The sequence below is a fragment of the Enterobacter sp. 302C9 genome (genome assembly GCF_034106085.1).
Lineage (GTDB): Bacteria > Pseudomonadota > Gammaproteobacteria > Enterobacterales > Enterobacteriaceae > Enterobacter > Enterobacter asburiae_B.
Genome location: NZ_JAWNBW010000002.1, coordinates 79,633 through 96,490, shown reverse-complemented (window position 1 = coordinate 96,490; position 16,858 = coordinate 79,633). Strand labels below are relative to the sequence as shown.

At 52.9% G+C, this 16,858-nt stretch carries 20 protein-coding genes; 13 read left to right on the top strand and 7 right to left on the bottom strand.

The features are described from left to right. Positions 1–17 precede the first annotated feature (17 nt). The 7 genes from UR289_RS06220 (at position 18) to UR289_RS06190 (ending at position 7,906) form a co-directional block, all read left to right on the top strand. Positions 18–665: a YchE family NAAT transporter gene (locus tag UR289_RS06220; protein ID WP_023312098.1), complete on the top strand. Its 648-nt coding sequence runs from the start codon at positions 18–20 to the stop codon at positions 663–665. Positions 666–1,436: 771 nt separating this feature from the next. Continuing rightward, entirely contained in the window at positions 1,437–3,068 is a 1,632-nt protein-coding gene (gene oppA / locus UR289_RS06215) for an oligopeptide ABC transporter substrate-binding protein OppA (protein WP_038417461.1), read from the top strand. Positions 3,069–3,152: 84 nt separating this feature from the next. Continuing rightward, positions 3,153–4,073: an oligopeptide ABC transporter permease OppB gene (gene oppB, locus UR289_RS06210; protein ID WP_008502786.1), complete on the top strand. Its 921-nt coding sequence runs from the start codon at positions 3,153–3,155 to the stop codon at positions 4,071–4,073. A gap of 14 nt (positions 4,074–4,087) precedes the next feature. Beyond that, on the top strand, positions 4,088–4,996 hold the full coding sequence (oppC, locus tag UR289_RS06205; protein ID WP_023312096.1) for an oligopeptide ABC transporter permease OppC: 909 nt from the start codon (positions 4,088–4,090) through the stop codon (positions 4,994–4,996). 11 nt (positions 4,997–5,007) lie between these two features. Beyond that, positions 5,008–6,021 (top strand): ABC transporter ATP-binding protein, encoded by a 1,014-nt coding sequence (locus UR289_RS06200; protein ID WP_023312095.1) that lies wholly within the window; start codon positions 5,008–5,010, stop codon positions 6,019–6,021. Continuing rightward, entirely contained in the window at positions 6,018–7,022 is a 1,005-nt protein-coding gene (gene oppF, locus UR289_RS06195) for a murein tripeptide/oligopeptide ABC transporter ATP-binding protein OppF (RefSeq protein ID WP_023312094.1), read from the top strand. The genes UR289_RS06200 and oppF overlap by 4 nt, the downstream gene beginning before the upstream one ends. Before the next feature lie 14 nt (positions 7,023–7,036). Then, on the top strand, positions 7,037–7,906 hold the full coding sequence (locus UR289_RS06190; RefSeq protein WP_219939755.1) for an ion transporter: 870 nt from the start codon (positions 7,037–7,039) through the stop codon (positions 7,904–7,906). Positions 7,907–7,937: 31 nt separating this feature from the next. On the opposite strand, the gene UR289_RS06185 is transcribed toward UR289_RS06190, so the two are convergent. Together UR289_RS06185 and cls are read right to left on the bottom strand one after the other, a co-directional pair. Next, entirely contained in the window at positions 7,938–8,267 is a 330-nt protein-coding gene (locus UR289_RS06185) for an HI1450 family dsDNA-mimic protein (RefSeq protein ID WP_006810881.1), read from the bottom strand. 33 nt (positions 8,268–8,300) lie between these two features. Then, positions 8,301–9,761: a cardiolipin synthase gene (cls, locus tag UR289_RS06180; protein WP_029741729.1), complete on the bottom strand. Its 1,461-nt coding sequence runs from the start codon at positions 9,759–9,761 to the stop codon at positions 8,301–8,303. A 144-nt stretch (positions 9,762–9,905) separates the two neighbouring features. Between cls and UR289_RS06175 the strand changes: the two genes are divergently transcribed. The 3 genes from UR289_RS06175 to UR289_RS06165 all read left to right on the top strand — a co-directional run bounded on the left by UR289_RS06175 (position 9,906) and on the right by UR289_RS06165 (position 11,872). Then, positions 9,906–10,079: a YciY family protein gene (locus UR289_RS06175; protein WP_086379783.1), complete on the top strand. Its 174-nt coding sequence runs from the start codon at positions 9,906–9,908 to the stop codon at positions 10,077–10,079. 109 nt (positions 10,080–10,188) lie between these two features. Beyond that, a complete protein-coding gene (gene leuE / locus UR289_RS06170) occupies positions 10,189–10,824 on the top strand; it encodes a leucine efflux protein LeuE (protein WP_023312092.1) in 636 nt (211 codons plus the stop codon). 94 nt (positions 10,825–10,918) lie between these two features. Then, a complete protein-coding gene (locus tag UR289_RS06165) occupies positions 10,919–11,872 on the top strand; it encodes a helix-turn-helix domain-containing GNAT family N-acetyltransferase (protein WP_320709450.1) in 954 nt (317 codons plus the stop codon). A gap of 41 nt (positions 11,873–11,913) precedes the next feature. On the opposite strand, the gene UR289_RS06160 is transcribed toward UR289_RS06165, so the two are convergent. Then, positions 11,914–12,210, bottom strand: coding sequence for a YciI family protein (locus UR289_RS06160; protein WP_023312090.1), 297 nt, complete (start codon positions 12,208–12,210; stop codon positions 11,914–11,916). Positions 12,211–12,430: 220 nt separating this feature from the next. On the opposite strand from UR289_RS06160, the gene tonB reads away from it, so the two are divergent. After that, positions 12,431–13,153 (top strand): TonB system transport protein TonB, encoded by a 723-nt coding sequence (gene tonB, locus UR289_RS06155; RefSeq protein ID WP_320709664.1) that lies wholly within the window; start codon positions 12,431–12,433, stop codon positions 13,151–13,153. 38 nt (positions 13,154–13,191) lie between these two features. Here the strand turns inward: tonB and yciA are convergent, their stop codons facing one another. The 4 genes from yciA to UR289_RS06135 form a co-directional block, all read right to left on the bottom strand. Continuing rightward, a complete protein-coding gene (gene yciA, locus UR289_RS06150; RefSeq protein WP_008502796.1) occupies positions 13,192–13,587 on the bottom strand; it encodes an acyl-CoA thioester hydrolase YciA in 396 nt (131 codons plus the stop codon). A gap of 104 nt (positions 13,588–13,691) precedes the next feature. Then, complete coding sequence (locus UR289_RS06145; protein ID WP_320709449.1) at positions 13,692–14,231, bottom strand: septation protein A; 540 nt, start codon at positions 14,229–14,231, stop codon at positions 13,692–13,694. A 56-nt stretch (positions 14,232–14,287) separates the two neighbouring features. Further along, complete coding sequence (locus UR289_RS06140) at positions 14,288–15,031, bottom strand: YciC family protein (protein ID WP_032656704.1); 744 nt, start codon at positions 15,029–15,031, stop codon at positions 14,288–14,290. A 25-nt stretch (positions 15,032–15,056) separates the two neighbouring features. Beyond that, the gene (locus tag UR289_RS06135; protein WP_047651122.1) at positions 15,057–15,461 is read right to left on the bottom strand and encodes a YkgJ family cysteine cluster protein; all 405 of its coding nucleotides are present in this window, start codon (positions 15,459–15,461) and stop codon (positions 15,057–15,059) included. 282 nt (positions 15,462–15,743) lie between these two features. Between UR289_RS06135 and ompW the strand changes: the two genes are divergently transcribed. Both ompW and UR289_RS06125 read left to right on the top strand, forming a co-directional pair. Further along, positions 15,744–16,376 (top strand): outer membrane protein OmpW, encoded by a 633-nt coding sequence (ompW, locus tag UR289_RS06130; RefSeq protein WP_023312086.1) that lies wholly within the window; start codon positions 15,744–15,746, stop codon positions 16,374–16,376. Positions 16,377–16,521: 145 nt separating this feature from the next. After that, on the top strand, positions 16,522–16,728 hold the full coding sequence (locus UR289_RS06125; RefSeq protein WP_320709446.1) for a hypothetical protein: 207 nt from the start codon (positions 16,522–16,524) through the stop codon (positions 16,726–16,728). The last annotated feature ends 130 nt before the right edge of the window (positions 16,729–16,858 follow it).

Genomic DNA, 16,858 nt, shown 5'->3' with positions numbered 1-16,858 from the left:
TATAAGCGGAGCAAAACGTGATCCAAACGCTCTTTGATTTTCCAACGTATTTTAAATTTTTTATTGGTTTGTTTGCCCTGGTCAACCCGGTGGGGATCATTCCTGTCTTTATTAGTATGACGAGTTACCAGACGGCGGCGGCGAGGAATAAGACCAACCTCACCGCTAACCTGTCAGTGGCTATCATATTGCTCACCTCCCTTTTTCTTGGGGACGCCATTCTCCAGCTCTTCGGCATTTCGATTGACTCTTTCCGCATAGCGGGTGGGATCCTGGTCGTGACCATCGCCATGTCCATGATCAGCGGTAAGCTGGGCGAGGATAAACAGAACAAGCAGGAGAAGTCAGAAACCGCCATCCGCGAGAGTATTGGCGTGGTGCCGCTGGCCTTACCGCTCATGGCTGGCCCTGGCGCCATCAGTTCAACCATTGTCTGGGGCACGCGTTACCATAGCCTGATGCACCTGATTGGCTTTTCCGTTGCCATTGCGCTTTTCGCACTCTGCTGTTGGGGAGTATTCCGCATGGCGCCCTGGCTGGTGCGCCTGCTGGGGCAGACGGGCATTAACGTCATAACGCGTATTATGGGCCTGCTGTTGATGGCGTTAGGGATTGAATTCATCGTTACGGGAATTAAAAGCATTTTCCCCGGTTTGCTGCACTGATATTTCGTATGAAAGAACGGAGCCACGGCTCCGTTTTTTTTACGTCATTATCAGTAAATCCTATAACTAAAGTTGAAATGCTCACATATCATAATAAATTCTACTAATAATGTTCATTGCTTGTATTTCAATGAGTTATTAATTCCCGCCAAACCCGCCTGCGCAGAAAACCTTCGATCGATCTGTTATTTTACTCACATGATACTCTGGGGCTTGCTGAGAGATAACCGAAATGATATTAGTAAATTCAACATTCCCCTAGATGAATGTGCTAAATAATAACCAGTTGTTAAATTTTTGTACAAAATCACTCGATGATAGCGCAGCGACGCGCTTGTAGAGAAAGTTTTCTCTATCTTATTGAATGTCATGATTTTTAAGTGGTGTTCGATGTCCGGCAGGGCTGCCCTCAACGATGCGGTACTCACCGTAAAAGAGAATTGCTTAACAAATTTGCAAAATGTATTGGCGCGCGTTTACGCCATTTGATACTTTCCGGCCTAATATTTTGCAGCATAAAACAAGCAGATGAGAATTATTTTCATATGGTTCTCTTCTCAGATATCCAGCGCAGGCCTCAAACAGGGGAGGCCTGTAAAGAATCGACGCAAGACGGCCATACGAGCGGTCAGTAATAAAAAAGTCGGTGATAGCAAGCAGTAAAAGAAGAACCTGACAGCAGCAAAAAAAACTCCTGCGCTGTACAGGCCCCAACAGGGGATTACACAGCTGGCGAAGGCCAGTCATTATAATGAGTGGAGTACCAACACAATGTCCATCATCACAAAAAAAAATCTGGTAGCGGCGGGGATTTTAACTGCGCTAATCGCGGGCAACGCTGCAATGGCTGCGGACGTTCCTGCAGGTGTTCAACTGGCGGAGAAACAGACGCTGGTGCGTAACAACGGTGCGGAAGTTCAGTCTCTTGACCCGCACAAAATTGAAGGTGTTCCTGAGTCTAACGTTAACCGCGACCTGTTCGAAGGCCTGCTGGTGACAGACGTAGACGGCCACCCGGCGCCGGGTGTTGCAGAAAAATGGGAAAACAAAGATTTCAAAGTCTGGACCTTCCATCTGCGTAAAGATGCGAAATGGTCCGACGGTACACCGGTCACGGCCGAAGATTTCGTTTATAGCTGGCAGCGTCTGGCGAATCCAACCACCGCCTCTCCGTATGCGAGCTACCTGCAATATGGCCACATCGCCAATATTGATGACATCATCGCGGGCAAAAAACCTGTTACCGACCTGGGCGTAAAAGCGATCGATGCCAATACCTTTGAAGTGACGTTGAGCGAACCTGTTCCGTACTTCTATAAGCTGCTGGTTCACCCGTCCGTCTCCCCGGTACCAAAATCCGCCGTGGAAAAATTTGGTGAGAAATGGACGCAGCCTGCCAATATCGTGACCAACGGTGCCTATAAGCTGAAAGACTGGGTGGTCAACGAACGTATGGTGCTTGACCGTAACCCGCAGTATTGGGATAACGCGAAAACCGTTATTGACCAGGTGACCTACCTGCCAATTTCGTCCGAAGTGACTGACGTTAACCGCTATCGCAGCGGTGAAATCGACATGACCTATAACAACATGCCGATTGAACTGTTCCAGAAACTGAAAAAAGAGATCCCTAAAGAAGTTCACGTCGATCCGTACCTGTGCACCTACTACTACGAAATCAATAACCAGAAAGCACCGTTCACCGACGTACGTGTCCGTACTGCGCTGAAGCTGGCACTGGATCGCGATATCATCGTCAACAAAGTGAAAAACCAGGGCGATCTGCCTGCGTACAGCTACACCCCTCCATACACCGATGGTGCAAAACTGACCGAGCCAGAGTGGTTCAAACAGACTCAGGAACAGCGTAACGCAGAAGCGAAGAAACTGCTGGCCGAAGCGGGCTACACCGCAGATAAGCCGCTGACCTTCAGCCTGCTGTACAACACTTCCGATCTGCACAAAAAACTGGCTATCGCCGTTGCCTCAATCTGGAAAAAGAATCTGGGCGCGAACGTGAAGCTGGAGAACCAGGAGTGGAAAACCTTCCTCGACAGCCGTCATCAGGGCACCTTTGATGTGGCTCGTGCTGGCTGGTGTGCGGACTATAACGAACCGACCTCCTTCCTGAACACCATGCTGAGCGACAGCTCGAACAACACCGCTCACTATAAGAGCCCGGCGTTCGACAAGCTGATTGGCGACACGCTGAAAACCACTGACGAAGCACAGCGTAAAGAGCTGTACTCTCAGGCCGAGCAGCAGCTGGATAAAGATTCCGCGATCGTTCCGGTTTACTACTACGTTAACGCCCGTCTGGTGAAACCGTGGGTAGGTGGGTATACCGGTAAAGACCCGATGGATAATATCTACGTTAAAAACTTGTATATTATCAAGCATTAATGGCAATGAGTGGGGCGGGCGTGCTCGCCCCACGGTGTCTAACCAACGTCACATAATATAGGCACACGCCAGAAGGTACGGGCAATGTTGAAATTTATCCTACGTCGCTGTCTTGAAGCGATTCCAACGCTATTTATTCTCATCACGATTTCCTTCTTCATGATGCGTCTTGCGCCGGGCAGTCCATTTACCGGTGAGCGTACGCTACCGCCTGAAGTTATGGCGAATATCGAAGCGAAATACCACTTGAACGATCCTATCTCCACCCAGTACTTCAATTACCTGAAGCAGCTGGCCCACGGCGATTTTGGACCGTCATTTAAATATAAAGACTATTCCGTTAACGACCTGGTCGCGTCCAGCTTCCCGGTTTCGGCTAAGTTGGGTGCTGCGGCATTTATTCTGGCCATCGTTTTCGGGGTCACCGCAGGCGTCATCGCCGCGCTCAGACAAAATACCAAATGGGATTATGCCGTAATGGGGGTGGCAATGACCGGGGTAGTAATACCCAGCTTCGTTGTCGCGCCATTACTGGTGATGATATTTGCCATCACGCTGAAGTGGCTGCCTGGCGGCGGCTGGAACGGCGGGGCATTGAAGTTCATGATTTTGCCAATGGTGGCATTATCGCTGGCGTACATCGCCAGTATCGCGCGTATCACCCGTGGTTCAATGATCGAAGTGCTGCACTCGAACTTCATTCGTACCGCGCGCGCTAAAGGGCTGCCGATGCGTCGGATTATCTTCCGCCACGCGCTCAAACCGGCGCTGTTGCCCGTGCTTTCCTACATGGGACCGGCATTCGTCGGGATCATCACCGGCTCTATGGTTATCGAAACAATCTACGGCCTGCCCGGCATTGGTCAGCTGTTCGTTAACGGCGCGCTCAACCGCGACTATTCGCTGGTGCTGAGCCTGACCATTCTCGTCGGTGCGCTGACCATTCTCTTTAACGCTATCGTCGATGTGCTGTATGCCGTCATCGATCCGAAAATTCGTTACTAACGCTGGAGCACGCCATGATGTTGAGTAAGAAAAACAGCGAGGCGCTGGAAAACTTCAGTGAAAAACTGGAAGTAGAAGGTCGTAGCCTCTGGCAGGACGCGCGCCGTCGCTTTATGCACAACCGTGCAGCGGTTGCCAGTCTGGTTGTTCTGGTGATCATCGCGCTGTTTGTGACCCTGGCGCCGATGCTGTCGCAATTTACCTATTTCGACACCGACTGGGGCATGATGTCCAGCGCGCCGGATATGGAATCAGGCCACTATTTTGGCACGGACTCCTCGGGACGCGATCTGCTGGTGCGTGTCGCTATCGGTGGCCGTATCTCGCTGATGGTCGGTATTGCTGCCGCGCTGGTGGCGGTGATCGTGGGTACGCTCTACGGTTCACTTTCCGGCTACCTCGGCGGCAAAATAGACTCGGTAATGATGCGTCTGCTGGAAATCCTGAACTCCTTCCCGTTCATGTTCTTCGTCATCCTGCTGGTGACCTTCTTCGGACAGAATATCCTGCTGATCTTTGTGGCTATCGGGATGGTTTCCTGGCTGGATATGGCGCGTATTGTTCGCGGCCAGACGCTGAGCCTCAAACGCAAAGAGTTTATCGAAGCCGCGCAGGTAGGCGGTGTGTCCACCGGGAATATCGTGGTTCGCCATATCGTTCCTAACGTGCTGGGCGTGGTGGTGGTTTATGCCTCACTGCTGGTACCAAGCATGATCTTGTTTGAATCTTTCCTGAGCTTCCTGGGTCTGGGTACACAAGAGCCACTGAGCAGCTGGGGCGCGCTGCTAAGCGATGGCGCAAACTCGATGGAAGTTTCACCGTGGCTACTGCTTTATCCGGCGGGTTTCCTGGTCGTTACCCTGTTCTGTTTTAACTTTATCGGCGATGGCCTGCGTGATGCCCTCGACCCGAAAGACCGTTAAGGAGCGCCGTCATGACAATTATTGAAACGGCCACTGCGCCACAGGCGCAACAGCAGAATAACCTTCTGCTGGATGTGAAAGATCTCCGCGTGACCTTTAAAACGCCGGACGGGGATGTTACCGCCGTCAACGATCTCAACTTCAACCTGCGCGCGGGTGAAACGCTGGGGATCGTAGGGGAATCCGGTTCCGGAAAATCCCAGACTGCCTTTGCGCTGATGGGCCTGCTGGCTGCTAACGGCGTGATTGGGGGCTCCGCTAAATTCAACGGTCGCGAAATCCTCAACCTGCCGGAACACGAGCTGAACAAGCTGCGCGCTGAGCAGATCTCGATGATTTTCCAGGATCCTATGACCTCGCTGAACCCGTATATGCGCGTAGGCGAGCAGCTGATGGAAGTCCTGATGCTGCACAAAGGCCTGGGCAAAGCGGAAGCCTTTGAAGAGTCGGTCAAAATGCTGGATGCGGTGAAAATGCCGGAAGCGCGCAAGCGTATGCGCATGTTCCCGCACGAGTTTTCTGGCGGTATGCGTCAGCGCGTGATGATTGCGATGGCGCTGCTGTGCCGGCCAAAGCTGCTGATTGCCGATGAACCTACCACCGCGCTGGACGTTACCGTTCAGGCGCAGATCATGACCCTGTTGAACGAGCTGAAGCGCGAGTTCAACACGGCGATTATCATGATCACCCACGACCTGGGCGTAGTGGCGGGCATCTGTGACAAAGTGCTGGTGATGTACGCCGGTCGTACCATGGAATACGGCAAAGCGCGCGATGTCTTCTATCAGCCAGCCCATCCGTACTCGATTGGTCTGCTGAACGCGGTGCCGCGTCTTGATGCGGAAGGGGAATCCCTGCTCACCATTCCGGGCAACCCGCCAAACCTGCTGCGTCTGCCGAAAGGCTGTCCGTTCCAGCCGCGCTGCCCGCACGCGATGGAAATCTGCAACAGCGCTCCGCCGCTGGAAGAGTTTGCACCAGGCCGTCTGCGCGCCTGCTTTAAGCCGCAGGAGGAGCTGGTATGAACGCATTAGATGAAAAACGCAACGTGCTGCTCGAAATCGCCGATCTTAAAGTGCATTTCGACATCAAAGACGGCAAACAGTGGTTCTGGCAGCCGCCGAAGACCCTGAAAGCGGTGGACGGCGTCACGCTGCGCCTGTACGAAGGGGAAACCCTGGGCGTGGTGGGAGAGTCCGGCTGCGGTAAATCGACCTTTGCGCGAGCCATTATCGGTCTGGTCAAAGCCACCGACGGTAAAGTGGCCTGGCTGGGTAAAGATCTGCTGGGCATGAAGCCCGACGAGTGGCGCGAGGTGCGCAGCGATATCCAGATGATTTTCCAGGATCCGCTGGCATCATTAAACCCGCGTATGACCATCGGCGAGATTATTGCCGAGCCGCTGCGCACCTATCATCCGAAAATGTCTCGTCAGGAAGTGCGCGATCGCGTGAAGGCGATGATGATGAAAGTCGGCCTGTTGCCAAACCTCATCAACCGCTATCCGCATGAGTTCTCCGGCGGTCAGTGCCAGCGTATTGGTATTGCCCGTGCGCTGATCCTCGAACCGAAGCTGATTATCTGCGATGAGCCGGTTTCCGCGCTGGACGTCTCCATTCAGGCGCAGGTGGTTAACCTGCTGCAGAAGCTGCAGCGCGAAATGGGGCTGTCGCTGATCTTCATCGCGCATGACCTGGCCGTGGTGAAACACATTTCTGACCGCGTGCTGGTGATGTATCTGGGGCATGCCGTGGAGCTGGGCACCTATGACGAGGTGTACCATAATCCATTGCATCCATACACCAGAGCGCTGATGTCCGCGGTGCCGATCCCCGATCCCGATCTGGAGAAAAATAAAACCATCCAGCTTCTGGAAGGGGAATTACCCTCGCCGATTAACCCACCGTCAGGCTGCGTCTTCCGCACGCGCTGCCCGATGGCCGGGCCGGAATGTGCTAAAACGCGACCGGTTCTGGAAGGCAGTTTCCGACATGCGGTTTCCTGCCTGAAAGTAGACCCGTTATAATCGCAAGGGCTGACATGATGTCAGCCCTTATTTTTTGCGAGGTAACTGTGTCGCGTATATTCACGTCAGCCCGTCGGCGGCTATATCATTTTTTATTCGACCCTGAAACGGTTTCAGGGCGACGCTTTGAAGGTCTGTGCGGTTTATTTGCGCTCCTCAGCGTGGTAGTCATCTTTATTGAATCGGGTGCCGGGACGCAATACCACCTGACGTTTGACGAATGGCATATCTTTGTCTGGCTTGAGCTGGCGATTACCCTGGTTTTTACCGCTGAATATCTCCTCCGGGTAATAGCCTGGCCCAATCCGGCCAGATATGTTTTCAGCTTCTGGGGATTTATCGATTTAGCCACCATCCTGCCGCTCTATGTCATGTGGCTGTGGCCGGAGATTAGCCTGAGTTATGTCTTTGCCTGGCGAGCGATGCGCGTGATTCGGGTATTACGTATTCTGAAATTGCTGCGTTTTATGCCGTCATTACGCGTGTTCTGGAGTGCGATCGTCAGCGCCCGGCATCAGCTTATTTTGTTCTACTCGTTTATTGCCATCGTCATGATTGTTTTTGGCGCGCTGATGTATTTAATAGAAGGGCCTAAATATGGCTTTACGACGCTCAATGCGTCCGTCTACTGGGCCATTGTGACCGTCACGACCGTGGGCTACGGAGATATTACGCCCCATACGCCACTGGGGCGCATCGTGGCGTCCGTGCTGATTTTGATTGGCTATTCGGTGATTGCGATCCCGACGGGACTTATTACCACACACATGAGCAGCGCGTTTCAGAGCCGCAAGCAGCAGCGTAAGTGTCCTCATTGCCAGCAGGGCGAACATGAACACAGCGCGCGGTTTTGTTACCGCTGCGGCAGTGAATTGCCGGAGTAAATAAAAAAGGCTGCAATCGCAGCCTTTTTTATTATTCGCGCCAGAGAATATGGCACAGCTTGTGGTCTTTCTCGCGACAGAGCAGGACGCGGGCGAAAATATCGTTAATTTCGCCGCCGTCTTCATCGGCCAGCCCAATCACCACTTCGGCAAAGAAGTCAGGATTCAGGTCGAAATCCACATGCTCAGCCCAGTCTTCTGAAGGGTCGAACAATTCAGCGCCGCCGCGCTCTTCGAACTGCAGATTGAAGAGGATCACGTCTGCGGGATCGAGATTATCAACCGCCAGTTCGAGAAAAATGTCATAGGCCTGCTCGAGCGTTTCGTCTTCGGTCAGGCGATTGTTCAGATCCATTTCCATGATGACTACCTGTTTAACATCGTTGGGCACGTTTTACAGCAACGGACTAAAGAAGTAAAACAGTCGTTCGGCAATTCTCTGCCACATCGGACGTTTTACCCACAGTCTGGCATCCAGCAGCCGCGAGCGGGAGATATAATCATCCTGCACCGCCGCAAGGTCGCCGCCAAAGCCGGCATCATCAATGACCAGCGTGATTTCAAAGTTTAGCCACAGGCTGCGCATATCCAGGTTGACCGTTCCCACCAGGCTCAGCTCACCGTCGACAAGAACGCTCTTGGTGTGGAGCAATCCGCCTTCAAACTGATAAATTTTTACCCCTGCGGCCAGCAGTTCGCTGAAGAATGCCCGGCTGGCCCAGCCCACCAGTAGGGAGTCATTTTTGCGTGGCAAAATGATGCTGACATCGACACCGCGCTGCGCGGCGGTACAGATCGCGTGCAGGAGGTCGTCGCTGGGGACAAAGTAGGGCGTCGTCATGATCAGATATTCACGCGCCGAGTAGGTTGCCGTCAGCAGCGCCTGATGGATTAAGTCCTCCGGGAAGCCCGGCCCGGAAGCAATGGTATGAATGGTGTGACCGCTCGCCTCTTCAAACGGCATGATATTGCCGTCCGGCGGTGGCGGCAGGATACGCTTGCCGGTTTCTATTTCCCAGTCGCAGGAATAAACGATGCCCATCGAGGTGGCAATCGGCCCCTCCATTCGCGCCATCAAATCAACCCATTGACCTACGCCCGAGTCCTGTTTGAAGAAGCGCGGGTCAACCATATTCATGCTGCCGGTGTAGGCAATATAGTTATCGATCATGATCATTTTGCGATGCTGACGGAGATCCATCCTGCGCAGAAACACGCGCAGGAGATTCACCTTCAGCGCTTCAACCACTTCGATCCCGGCATTACGCATCATGCCCGCCCAGGGGCTACGGAAAAATGCCACGCTACCCGCGGAGTCAAGCATCAGGCGGCAATGAATGCCGCGCCGCGCGGCGGCCATCAGCGATTCAGCGACCTGGTCAGCCATCCCGCCGGGCTGCCAGATATAAAAAACCATCTCGATATTATGACGAGCCAGCTGAATATCGCGGATTAACGCCTGCATGACGTCATCGGACGAGGTCAGCAGCTGCAGTTGATTGCCCTTAACGCCGCCAATCCCCTGACGGCGCTCGCACAGCTTAAACAGTGAGGAGGCGACGCTGCTGTTCTCCTCGGCAAAAATATGTTTGCAGGCCTTAAGATCGTTCAGCCACTTCGCGGTGGAGGGCCACATGGCACGGGCGCGCTCGGCGCGGCGTTTACCCAGATGAAGCTCGCCGAAAGAGAGATAGGCAATAATTCCCACCAGCGGGAGGATATAAATGATCAGAAGCCAGGCCATGGCAGAGGGTACGGCTCTGCGCTTCATCAGGATGCGTAATGTCACACCCGCGATTAACAGCCAGTATCCCAAAATGACCAGCCAACTCACCACGGTGTAGAAGGTTGTCATAGGTAAAAAAATCCTTTTGAAAGCGTATTGTTATGAGTGTACGCATCAGGATTCATCTGGCAAATAAAAACGCCAGGTAAAAGCGCTGGTTTGCTGCCGGGTTGGGTTTATAATGGCGACTCTGTAAGTTAAAGAGTTGTAGACATGAAGCGCAGTAGAACAGAAGTAGGGCGCTGGCGCATGTTGCGACAGGTGAGTCGTCGCAAGGCTCGTTGGCTGGAAGCACAATCCCGCCGCAATATGCGTATTCACGCCATCAGAAAATGTGGATTGACCAGGCACCGCAATGCGTTGCTGTTCGCAGTCCAGGATATCTGAAACCATGAGGGCACCGTAACGGGTGCCCGCTGATTTTATAGCGTCTGATTTTTTAGGAATAGCGTATTTGCAGCGATATTCCTGTTGTGTTTAGCAAAAGGAGGGAGAAGTGTTTGCGGAGTTTGGCGTACTGAATTTCTGGACGTATGTTGTCGGCGCGTTTTTTATCGTGCTGGTGCCAGGGCCGAATACCCTGTTTGTGCTAAAAACCGGGATCGGTCACGGCGTTAAAAAAGGGTATCTTGCCGCCACGGGCGTGTTTATCGGCGATGCGGTGCTGATGTTTCTGGCCTGGGCGGGCGTCGCGGCATTAATCCAGACCACGCCGGTACTGTTTAATATCGTGCGCTATCTCGGGGCTTTCTATCTGCTCTGGCTGGGTGGCAAAATGCTCTGGTCAGTGGTGAACCGCCAGAAAAATGCCCATGAGAGCGGCCCCGAACCGGCCAGTATGATCATGAAACGTTCGCTGGTGTTAAGCCTGACCAATCCCAAAGCGATTCTGTTCTACGTATCGTTCTTCGTTCAGTTCATTGACGTGAATGCGCAGAGTACCGGAACTTCTTTCCTGATCCTCGCGACGACGCTGGAGTTGATAAGCTTTATGTACATGAGCTTCCTGATCTTCTCCGGCGCGTTTGTCACGCGTTATCTGAAAACGAAAAAGAAACTGGCAAAGCTGGGGAACGGGCTGATAGGGCTGCTGTTTGTCGGGTTTGCGGCGAGGCTAGCGTCGCTGCATTGATGGTTTGAAAGGCTCCTGAGGGAGCCTTTTTTATTATGTTTGACAACCCTTCACTATTTAGTTGTATAGTGCAACTAAATGATGAGGGCACAACATGCACAGCGAAACCCCGGTAGTCAGTGTTATTCGACGTTCCTCGCGCCTGATGGTGCGAGAGTTAGGTTTTATGGCCTCGACCCTGGCCTCAACGAATTACTCACCGTCGGCCGTCCATACCCTGGTCGAAATAGCCCTACGCAAAGAGATGACGGCGAGTCAGCTGGTGCAGCTGCTGGGCCTGGATAAATCCAGCGTCAGCCGGATGCTGGCTCGCCTGATTGCCGCGGGCGAACTCGAGGAAGTGACTTCACCTGAAGATGCGAGAGCGAAGAGTCTCAGGCTGACCGCGAAAGGTCATGAGACGGTCAGTAAAATTAATACCTTTAGCAACGAGCGCGTGGTCTCAGCAATAAAGAGTCTGGCTCCTGCGCAGCAGCAGACCATTTCTCAGGGACTTTCCCTTTATGCCAACGCGCTGCTGGCGTGCCGTGAGACAGGCAGCGACACGCTGCCCGACGAGCTCACGATAGTGCAGGGATATATTCCCGGCATGATTGGCCGTGTCGCGGAGATGCACGGGGTCTATTACGCGCGCGAGCATCATTTTGGCCGTTTTTTTGAGGCTAAAGTGGCCGCAGGAGTTGCAGAATTTAGTGACCGCCTGGATAAGCCATGCAACCAGATCTGGCTGGCGGTGATGAACGGCAGGATAGTGGGGTCAGTGGCGATAGATGGTGAGGATTTAGTGCCGGGTGAAGCGCATCTTCGCTGGTTTATTCTCGACGATGGCTGCCGGGGACACGGGGTGGGGAAAAAACTGCTGACCGATGCGATGCGCTTTTGCGACAGCGCTGGTTTCTCTGCTGTGCATCTATGGACATTCAATAAGCTGACCGCCGCACGGCGTTTATACGAATCGTTTGGATTTACGCTCGTCAAGGAGTGGGAGGGCGATCAGTGGGGAACCCTTATAACGGAGCAGCAGTTTACCCGGCGCAGAGACGCGTAACCTCTACTATAAAAAAGGCTCCTTTCGGAGCCGCTTTGGTATCAGAACACTTTCTTGTACGGTCTGACCGTCACTTTCGCATATACACCTGCGGCAACATACGGATCTGCGTCAGCCCATGCCTGAGCGCTTTCCTGAGATTCAAACTCAGCAATCACTGTGGAACCGGCAAAACCGGCGGCGCCAGGATCGTTGCTGTCTACTGCAGGCATTGGGCCGGCGGTCAGTAAACGGCCTTCATCCTGGAGCAGCTGCAAACGTGCCAGATGCGCAGGGCGCACAGACTGGCGTTTTTCGAGCGAATCAGCAACATCTTCAGAGTAAATCACGTAAAACACGGCGAAGCTCCTTAACCGGTAAAAGTGTCAGTTACGTTATGTGAAAGGGCAAACGACTGCAATGTAAAATAAAAACAATGTTAATACCCTGATCTGAATGCGCCTTTTTTGGCCTCTTATGCGCTAAAGTTGCGCCAGAACAAAGTGTCTTATTGAATATGATTGCTATTTGCATTTAAAATCAGTGTTCGGTTTTTTAACGTTGATGATTATGACTTCGATGACCCTTGATTTACCTCGCCGCTTCCCCTGGCCGACGCTGCTTTCTGTCGTGATTCACGGTGCTGTTGTGGCGGGTTTGCTGTATACCTCGGTTCATCAGGTTATTGAAATGCCCGCGCCCGCGCAGCCGATTTCGGTGACGATGGTATCGCCAGCGGATCTCGAACCGCCGCAGGCTGCACCTCCGCCACCGCAGCCGGTGGCTGAACCTGAGCCAGAGCCCGAGCCTGTTCCGCCGCCACCGAAGGAAGCGCCGGTGGAGATCCACAAGCCTGAACCGAAGCCAAAACCTAAGCCGAAGCCAAAACCGGTGAAGAAGGTCGAGGAGCGTCCGAAACGCGAGGAACGTCCGGTTGAACCACGTGCGACCCAGACGGTCGAGAATGCGGCGCCTTCGCGTCCGGTGATGAATAACACCGCAACTGCGCCTAAGCCGACAGTCAGTGCCCCTGCGGGCCCGCGCGCGCTGAGTCGCAACCAGCCTCAGTATCCGGCGCGGGCGCAGGCCTTACGTATTGAAGGCCGCGTACGGGTTAAATTTGACGTCACTGCCGATGGCCGCGTGGATAACGTGGAAATCTTGTCCGCTCAGCCTTCCAATATGTTTGAGCGCGAAGTGAAATCGGCGATGCGCAGATGGCGCTATGAAGCCGGAAAACCGGGCAGCGGACTGATTGTGAATATTGTTTTCCGCCTGAACGGCGGGGCGCAGATGGAATAAAAAAAGCCTCCTGATGGAGGCTTTTTTTTGCCTGTCAATCAGGCCTGCGGAAGTTGACGAGGTTTTCCCTCGCTATCCACTGCAACATAAATAAACAGCGCTTCAGTGGCCTTATAACGCTGTCCAATGGGTTCAGAAGAGACTTTCTTAACCCATACTTCGATGTTGATTGAAATAGAGGTGTTGCCGCGTTTGACGCAGCGCGCGTAGCAGCAAACCACGTCTCCCACCGCAACCGGGCGCAGGAAGGTCATGCCGTCCACTCGCACAGTCACCACGCGCCCGTGGGCAATCTCTTTTGCCAGAATTGCGCCGCCCATATCCATCTGCGACATCAGCCAGCCGCCAAAAATATCGCCATTGGCATTGGTGTCAGCGGGCATTGCCAGTGTGCGTAAAACCAGTTCGCCCTGCGGGGCGTTAGTTGTTGTCATTGTTTTAACTCGTAACGGAAGACTTCAGGCGGGATGCTACTATGATTTCACAGCGGAGAGAATAGACCAGAACGCCTGTCGTAGACGTTCTGGTCAGTCATTAATCAGTGCTTGTCGTCCTGCGGCATGTGGCGATAGATGTATACGCCGCTTAACAGCGTGAAGATAAGCGTCATCGCGGTCAGGCCGAAGACCTTAAAGTTGACCCAGATATTCTGCGGCAGCCAGAAGGCGATATAGATGTTGGCGAGACCACAGAGAATAAAGAAGACCGCCCAGGCGATATTCAGACGGGACCAGACTTCCTGAGGTAGCGTCAGCTCTTTGCCCAGCATGCGCTGGATCAGCGGCTTTTTCATGACCCACTGGCTAATTAACAATGCGCCCGCAAACAGCGCGTAAATAACGGTCACTTTCCACTTAATAAATTCATCATTGTGGAAGAAAAGAGTCAGCCCGCCGAATACGGCGACCAGAACGAACGTTATCAGCGCCATCTTTTCGACTTTACGATAGCGAACCCAGCTGTAGATGAGTACAACAGCGGTCGCAACGATCAGCGCAGTGGTCGCGGCATAAATGTCATACAGCTTATAAAAAGCAAAAAAGACCACGAGCGGTAAAAAATCAAGAAACTGCTTCATTCTGTGATTCCATCTTCTGAGCGGGGCGGGAGGCAGCGATGCCGCCCGCCTCAGGATTACTGACGAATTAACATATACAGGCGGAACAGATAGACCAGCAGTACCGCTGAAATCAGGTTGCTCAGCGTATTCGCCACTACCGCACCAACATTTGGCGTTAATACCGCAAAATTCGGTGCAAACAACAGCAGGAGCGTTTTGGCGAGCAGCCAGCCGATCACGGCGGGAGCCACCAGACGCATATTAGCCCATGCCAGTCTGATGCTGCTGCGCATCGCGGTAAAAATCCCCATTTTATCCTGCACCACCATCACAGGCGCAAATGAGAGCACGATAGCCAGTAATACGCCCGGCACCACCACCAGCATAATCCCCATTTGCACCAGCATGGTGGTTAAAAAGATCAGAATAAACAGCTTAGGTAAGACTGGCGCACTCGCACCAATCGCCCGTAAGGCGCTGACCCGGTGACCCGCCGAGACCAGCTGAATCATCAGCAAAACGCCGCCCGCCAGAACCGCATTACCGATCAGGCCCGAGAACGTGGACGCGGCAGACGCCCGCAGCAGAATTTGCTGCTGCTCCGGCGTCATGTTTTGCACCAGTTCAAACAGCCCCACGCTTCCGGCAAGATGGTCGCCCTGGCTCAGGCTGGCAATCTGTTCTTCACTCGGTGAGAAGGCATGGCCCAGCACCACCGTGATAAAGGCACATAGCAACGCGATCAGTAAAAAGGTTATGAACTGATTGCGGAAAAAGTTTCCCGTGTCACGGTAGACAGACTTCGCCGTGATAGACATGCACTCTCCTTGAGTATTGCAGGTGTTAATTAGCCGGCAATTGTACACCGGATGCACCTGCTGTGGCAGCATCAAGGCTTGTATGGAAAAGCATATCTTTGTAAAGCGGCGGTAATCCAACGCGCGCCCGGGCGCGATTGCAGGCTTCGTTGACCTGCCCATCTTCCCCCGACATGGCAAATTCCCGGCACGGGCTGGGCCGGTCATCATAGATAGAACATCGGGTAGAGACCCCTGGCTCACCCTGTAGCGCTACGCAGCGGGCCTGCTTTTGGTTTGTGCCGCTCATGCAGCGCAGAAAGGGCGTTAACGGCTCAGTAAGATGAACCGGAACGGTACCGCCGCCATCGCTGGCTTCGGCCCAGTAGAAAGAGACTCGAAAATACGCACAACAGGCTCCGCACGTCATGCACGGGTTAATGTCACTCATGGCACACCTGCAAAAGAAGAACGCATCAAATCAACTTGTGAGAGCGATAAATTATCCAGCCGTCAGAGGAAGAGCAAGAGGGGAAAAAGGGAAAATTTTGTAACCGTGAAATGCCAAAAATTGACATGGAAACAACTTATCGCTTTTGGACGCGTAACAAAAAATTAATCCAGATCAATGAATGTTAAGTTACTGGTTTTAATGTGATCTGTAGCAGATCACTTATTACTCATTTGTGAGTATATTCTCATCCGCGATTAAAACCACAACGATGGAGCGGATATGAAAAAATTAGCGGTGGCAGCCCTTGTATTAAGCAGTCTCTCTGGCGGCGCGTATGCGCATGAAGCAGGCGAATTCTTTATTCGTGCCGGTTCGGCTACGGTTCGCCCGACTGAAGGATCGGATAACGTGCTGGGTATGGGCGGTTTTAACGTCAGTAATAACACCCAGTTAGGGTTAACGTTCACCTATATGGCGACGGAAAACGTTGGTGTTGAGCTTCTGGCTGCAACGCCGTTCCGTCATCGCGTGGGCCTGGGCGCAACCGGTGATATCGCTACGGTTCACCATTTACCGCCAACGCTGATGGCGCAATGGTACTTTGGCGATGCCAGCAGCAAGGTGCGTCCTTATATTGGCGCCGGTGTGAACTACACCACCTTCTTTGACGAGAAGTTTAACGATACCGGTAAAGAGGCCGGTCTGACTGACCTCAGCCTGAAAGATTCATGGGGTATGGCGGGGCAGGTCGGTCTGGACTATCTGATTAACCGCGACTGGCTGATTAACGCCTCGGTCTGGTACATGGATATTGATACGGACGTACGCTTCAAGGCGGGCGGTCAGCAGCAAAGTATCAATACTCGCCTGGATCCGTGGGTGTTTATGTTCTCTGCGGGTTATCGTTTCTAATCCCCCGTCAAACTGGCCACAGGGTGGCCAGTTTGCTTTGCTCACTTCAAAACGACGGATAAACCGGCCGCTCATCAAGCTTTACGCAGTGCCTCAGGATATTTTCCCCATCATATAAATAGCTGAAAGCGTCGCTGGACAGGGAATGAAAGAGAATATCGCCGTTGGCAAACGGGATGATTTCGGTATCACCTGCACGTTTATGTCCCGCGCCGGTTTCAAAATGGCCGCGCCATCGTTCCTGGGTATGGTCATAAACGTGCAGAATGACCTCGATAAGTCCTCTTTGCGGACAATTAAGGCGCAGGAAGGTAGAAGAGAAATTCAGGGACAGCGCATGGAAGGGAATTAATAAGGCGAAAACCAGTAAAGCTCGTAAATACATCAAACCGCGAAAACCTCCTTCAAAAGGGAAGTGAGATTTTACTTAAGTCAAAGATCGCGTTTTTGCCGTGGATCAAGATGTCTTATAATTCAATGCG

What these genes read in the sequence shown, in the direction of transcription:
- oppA (WP_038417461.1), top strand. Translation starts at nt 1,437, where the DNA reads ATGTCCATCATCACAAAAAAAAATCTGGTAGCGGCGGGGATTTTAACT.
- oppB (WP_008502786.1), top strand. Translation starts at nt 3,153, where the DNA reads ATGTTGAAATTTATCCTACGTCGCTGTCTTGAAGCGATTCCAACGCTA.
- oppC (WP_023312096.1), top strand. Translation starts at nt 4,088, where the DNA reads ATGATGTTGAGTAAGAAAAACAGCGAGGCGCTGGAAAACTTCAGTGAA.
- UR289_RS06200 (WP_023312095.1), top strand. Translation starts at nt 5,008, where the DNA reads ATGACAATTATTGAAACGGCCACTGCGCCACAGGCGCAACAGCAGAAT.
- oppF (WP_023312094.1), top strand. Translation starts at nt 6,018, where the DNA reads ATGAACGCATTAGATGAAAAACGCAACGTGCTGCTCGAAATCGCCGAT.
- UR289_RS06190 (WP_219939755.1), top strand. Translation starts at nt 7,037, where the DNA reads ATGATGTCAGCCCTTATTTTTTGCGAGGTAACTGTGTCGCGTATATTC.
- UR289_RS06185 (WP_006810881.1), bottom strand. Translation starts at nt 8,267, where the DNA reads ATGGAAATGGATCTGAACAATCGCCTGACCGAAGACGAAACGCTCGAG.
- cls (WP_029741729.1), bottom strand. Translation starts at nt 9,761, where the DNA reads ATGACAACCTTCTACACCGTGGTGAGTTGGCTGGTCATTTTGGGATAC.
- UR289_RS06175 (WP_086379783.1), top strand. Translation starts at nt 9,906, where the DNA reads ATGAAGCGCAGTAGAACAGAAGTAGGGCGCTGGCGCATGTTGCGACAG.
- UR289_RS06165 (WP_320709450.1), top strand. Translation starts at nt 10,919, where the DNA reads ATGCACAGCGAAACCCCGGTAGTCAGTGTTATTCGACGTTCCTCGCGC.
- tonB (WP_320709664.1), top strand. Translation starts at nt 12,431, where the DNA reads ATGACCCTTGATTTACCTCGCCGCTTCCCCTGGCCGACGCTGCTTTCT.
- yciA (WP_008502796.1), bottom strand. Translation starts at nt 13,587, where the DNA reads ATGACAACAACTAACGCCCCGCAGGGCGAACTGGTTTTACGCACACTG.
- UR289_RS06145 (WP_320709449.1), bottom strand. Translation starts at nt 14,231, where the DNA reads ATGAAGCAGTTTCTTGATTTTTTACCGCTCGTGGTCTTTTTTGCTTTT.
- UR289_RS06140 (WP_032656704.1), bottom strand. Translation starts at nt 15,031, where the DNA reads ATGTCTATCACGGCGAAGTCTGTCTACCGTGACACGGGAAACTTTTTC.
- UR289_RS06135 (WP_047651122.1), bottom strand. Translation starts at nt 15,461, where the DNA reads ATGAGTGACATTAACCCGTGCATGACGTGCGGAGCCTGTTGTGCGTAT.
- ompW (WP_023312086.1), top strand. Translation starts at nt 15,744, where the DNA reads ATGAAAAAATTAGCGGTGGCAGCCCTTGTATTAAGCAGTCTCTCTGGC.
- UR289_RS06125 (WP_320709446.1), top strand. Translation starts at nt 16,522, where the DNA reads ATGAAAGAGAATATCGCCGTTGGCAAACGGGATGATTTCGGTATCACC.